Origin of the sequence: Vibrio sp. V08_P9A1T1, from assembly GCF_963874405.1 — a bacterium.
GTDB lineage: Bacteria > Pseudomonadota > Gammaproteobacteria > Enterobacterales > Vibrionaceae > Vibrio > Vibrio anguillarum.
Genome location: NZ_CAWNIB010000168.1, coordinates 1 through 3,861, shown reverse-complemented (window position 1 = coordinate 3,861; position 3,861 = coordinate 1). Strand labels below are relative to the sequence as shown.

Annotated in this window: 3 protein-coding genes; 1 reads left to right on the top strand and 2 read right to left on the bottom strand. The window is 41.0% G+C overall.

Going from position 1 to position 3,861, the window contains the following annotated elements:
- Positions 1-30: 30 nt before the first annotated feature.
- Positions 31-1,800, bottom strand: a complete 1,770-nt coding sequence (locus AACT21_RS07630) for a polysaccharide deacetylase family protein (protein ID WP_094164615.1) — start codon at positions 1,798-1,800, stop codon at positions 31-33.
- Between the two features lie 114 nt (positions 1,801-1,914).
- Positions 1,915-2,856: an ADP-glyceromanno-heptose 6-epimerase gene (rfaD, locus tag AACT21_RS07625; RefSeq protein ID WP_094164614.1), complete on the bottom strand. Its 942-nt coding sequence runs from the start codon at positions 2,854-2,856 to the stop codon at positions 1,915-1,917.
- Between the two features lie 371 nt (positions 2,857-3,227).
- On the opposite strand from rfaD, the gene AACT21_RS07620 reads away from it, so the two are divergent.
- Positions 3,228-3,861 (top strand): Wzz/FepE/Etk N-terminal domain-containing protein (locus AACT21_RS07620; RefSeq protein WP_254917233.1); only part of this gene is annotated, 634 nt, incomplete at its 3' end.

The window sequence follows — 3,861 nt, the reverse complement described above, 5'->3', positions numbered from 1 at the left end:
AACTAATACTGTTATTAATTACAAGTATAGTTAGTGACCCATTTTACGAAACGTATAATTACCGCGCACTTTGCGCCATAGGCCAAACACATCGGTTTTAGGGAAAATAGCAATACGTCGTATTTGATATGGATCTTGATGCATTAACAATGGGCCGCTGTTGGTTGCAACCGCAAATTGATAGCCACATTGATGCACGATCTGTTTTGAGTGCGCATCATGATCGCCATAGGGGTATGCAAAAGAAACCAGTTGTTCGCCTAGTAGCTCTTCGAGTTCAAGCTTATTACGTGAGATCTCGTTACGCTGTTCAGATTCACTGAGTTTGCTGAGAAATGGATGAGTCATTGTATGACCCCCAATTTCAACTAGCCCTGAATCGTGTAATGCTTTGACTTGCTGACGAGACATTAAAGGCACTGGTTTTTCTGGGTTGCTCGGTACTTCAACATCCCAACGGTTAAAATCCTCCCCCGTTACTACATAGACAACTGCTTTAAAACCGTATTTTTGTAATAGCGGCAACATCAATTCGTAGTTATCTTGATACCCGTCATCAACCGTTAAGATGATATAGCGCTTGCCTGATTCAAGGCGGTGAATAAGCCCTTTATCCGCTAAATCTTTAAAGGTTAGCGTTTCAAACCCCATTTTTTTTAGCAGTTTGAAGTGCTTTTCAAGCATGTCTATATGCAGATAGGTTCCATGTACGCCTTTTTCACTCTCATCCTTAATAAAGCGATGATACATAATAATCGGCATCTCTTTACGCAGCTTTTCAACATAAACCGCTTGATAAATATCTTCTATTTGATCGACCACATTGGTTAAGCTGTAGCTGTTCTGAATTATCTCACTGACTTGTGGCGAGCAGTGTGGTGTTTTTAACCCTTGTTCTACATATTGACTAACTTTTGAAAAATCAATATCGAGATCTTTAGGCCCGATGTCACCGAAGTTGCTTGCCATGGCCGCAGCGATATTATCGTCATCGACAATACCAATTGCACTTGCCTCACCGATTGCCAGGGTAGGCCGTCCACACAGCAAAGATTCCATTGCCACTCTGCCAGCCCCAATGACTAAGTCTGATTGAGCAAGTATCGAGACGACATCTTGTGAATAACCAAGAAAGTGAACATCAGAAGTAAACTTATCAAAACGCGCTTCAATTTTAGAGCCAGATATGACCTGAATCTGGTATTTTGCTGAGTCTAAACACTCATCGAGCAACCGATAGCAAAGATCCCCTTTGGGGCCGGTTAACCTACCAATAATACTGACAACAGGTTTGCTATTTTGAGGAGCATTTTGCCAAGCGAATTCTTGCGTTTCAATGCCGTTTCGGCTTACGACGAGCGAGCTTTGTGGAACATTCAATTCAGTCATGAGTTGTTGTTCAATGGCCTCACAAACCGGTAGTGCTTTGTCACCCATGGCGTGAAATTTTTTACGAGATGCGTGTGCAGGCTGACGGCCATGTACTGTGGTGACCATAGGCGTATTTGTTAATTTGCAAGCAATGTGACAACTCCAGCTGGAGGCGCGAGAGTGAGCATGCACTAGCTGGATATGGTGTTTCTTAATCAGATAAATAAGGTAACCCACATGCCAAAAGCGGCGAGGAATACTACGCTTATTAAAGCGGAGTTTGTAGAATAACCCTTGATGTGACTTGGTTAGGGTGTCTGAAACGTAGAATACACGATGTCCTCTATTTGTCAGTTCATCGCCAACAGTTGTTGCATACACTTCAGCCCCTGTGACTTCCAACTGGGACAAGGCCATCAAAATATTCATACATTCTCTTTACAGCTTGGTGAACTCTAAAAATGTCCCGCAGCCTTTCCTCTGGAAAAGCGACATTTGGTAAAGAGGGATAAATATAACGTTAATTTCTCCCTCTTAAAATCACTAAGCGTTAATAATGCTCATATATTCAGCAACACCTTCAGCGACAGTTTTAAATTTGTGATCACAACCAGTGCTTCTGAGTTTACTCAAGTCAGCTTGAGTAAATTCTTGATACGCACCTTTTAAGTGTTCAGGGAATGGAATGGTTTCCACTTCACCTTTACCATGGTGTTTGATAACGGCTTTTGCAACTTCCTGGAAAGATTCAGCATTACCCGTCCCTAAGTTATAAATACCGGATACGCCACTGTCCATAAACCATAAGTTCACCGCAGCAACGTCACCAACGTAAACAAAATCACGTTGGAAGGTTTCACTGCCTGCAAACAGTTTAGGGTTTTCCCCTGCATTCATTTGGTTGTTAAGGTGAAAAGCAACAGAAGCCATAGAGCCTTTATGCTGTTCGCGCGGACCATAAACATTGAAATAACGAAAACCAGTGACTTGAGAAAGCTTTTCGCCATGTTGTTGCGCATCTTGCCAAACGCGGCGTACATAGTTATCAAACTGCTGTTTTGAATAACCGTAAACGTTTAATGCACCTTCGTATTGTTTTTCCTCGACGAAGGTGTCGGTATCACCGTAGGTCGCAGCAGAAGAGGCATATAAAAATGGAATCTCACGCTCTAAGCAGTAATGAAGCAATTCTTTAGAGTATTCATAGTTGTTGAGCATGATGTACTTGCCATCCCACTCTGTGGTCGCAGAGCAAGCACCTTCATGGAATACCGCTTCAATAGGGCCGAAATCATCACCAGCCATAACCTGAGCAAGAAAGTCATCACGGTCCATATAGTCAGCAATATCAAGGTCGACCAAGTTTTGAAACTTACGACCATTTTTAAGGTTGTCGACAACAAGAATGTCGCTAATGCCTTTTTCATTAAGTGCTTTGATGATGTTGCTGCCAATCATGCCAGCGCCGCCAGTTACGATGATCATAGATTTGTCCTGAATAAATGTTAGCTGCATGGAAGTATAACATTTCAAGAAGTATTAGGAAGAGCGGCATAGATGATGTACCAACTGGTTTTAGAGTGAGCAATTGTTGTTGATATGTCGGTTTCATCACAGTTATTTTGTGTAGTTAAAAAAAAGGAGTTCAAATTGGATTAAGATAACGGGCCGTAAAAATGACTTCATTCTGAGTGATTTAAGAGCTCGCTACCTGACTATCGCCACTTTGGCTCGATTAAGGTACAATTTCGCCAATTAATGCAGTGACTAACTGCTACACAAGATAAAGTATTATCATATTGGGGGCTATACCCAAGGGCGGTAGCGTGCCTAATTATTAGAAAAAAGGGAAATTTGTGAACAATCATTACCAATCATCCAACCAAAATCCTTCTCACCCACAAATTCCAAACTTCTATGAGCAGAATGATGAAATTGATCTCAAAGAGCTTTTTATTGTTCTTTGGCAAGGGAAGTGGATCATCATTTTAGTTACCTTAGTGTTTGCGATAGGTGCTATTACTTATGCGTTAACGGCGCAAGAGTGGTGGAGTAGTAGTGCAAAAATTGCGGTACCACAAGTTCAAGATTTCACGGAATACCAGTCTCAAGTGAAACAATACCAACCGATTTTTGACGTTTATCAAGATGATGGAACGATCTTGGTGAATAACTATTTAGATGGTTTGGTTATGCCTCAACAGCTATTTCAGTCATTTATTATGGCTTTTGAGTCGAATAAAAATAAACGTAATTTTTTAGATAGTAATGCTGTCTTTCAAGATTTCAAGAATAAGTTGGAGGCCGATGCCGATGCCGATGCCGATGAAGCTACACGTCGCTTGTATAATGAATGGTTCAGTAAACTAACTGCGTCACAACCTGATAAAAGCAATAAAAACATTATGGAACTAAAGGTTCAGGCAACAACAAAGCTTGATAGTTATAATATGTTACAAAACTATATTTCTTATGTAAGTACGATTGTAC

Excerpts from the sequence above, each read along its gene's own strand:
- rfaD (WP_094164614.1), bottom strand. The coding sequence starts at position 2,856 with ATGATCATCGTAACTGGCGGCGCTGGCATGATTGGCAGCAACATCATC.
- AACT21_RS07630 (WP_094164615.1), bottom strand. The coding sequence starts at position 1,800 with ATGAATATTTTGATGGCCTTGTCCCAGTTGGAAGTCACAGGGGCTGAA.